Below are 419 nucleotides of genomic sequence, written 5' to 3'. Positions count from 1 at the left end.
ATCCTCATGGGTCACCTTGAAACGACCGATGGAATAGCTGCTCAGCGTCACTTCATGCACGGGTTTGGTATCTTTTTCCGGTGAACAGCGCGCCCCCTCACCGTGCGTGCGGGAGCAAAAATCCCCCATCCAGAACGTACCGCCCGGAATAAACACCAGATCGCCGGTAATGCGTTGCAGATATTGCGCTAATTCAGCGTTATCCTGCGCCGCCGGCTCCGGTTTATCGCAACCGCTCAGCAACAGCAACAACGCCAGGCTATATTTTCCAACCGTCATTTCACCGCCTCCGCAGCGTTCACCACACAGCGGACGGTGGTGCCATCGGGGTAAGGCTTGTCCTTGATGGCATAGCCGCGAAAAAAGGTCAGGCCCACATCAAACCCGGGAGAAGGATTGTCACCTCCGCGGCGGACCTT

General features: G+C 56.8%; 1 protein-coding gene. It reads right to left on the bottom strand.

Annotated features, from left to right (window positions below; all coding sequences use genetic code 11):
• On the bottom strand, nucleotides 1-279 hold a 279-nt coding region (locus OGV71_RS00030; protein ID WP_286532280.1), incomplete at its 3' end, for an SUMF1/EgtB/PvdO family nonheme iron enzyme.
• Nucleotides 280-419 lie beyond the last annotated feature (140 nt).

Origin of the sequence: Citrobacter sp. Cf088, from assembly GCF_030334295.1 — a bacterium.
In the GTDB taxonomy this organism is placed as follows: domain Bacteria; phylum Pseudomonadota; class Gammaproteobacteria; order Enterobacterales; family Enterobacteriaceae; genus Citrobacter; species Citrobacter freundii.
This window is presented reverse-complemented; position numbering and strand designations above follow the sequence as displayed.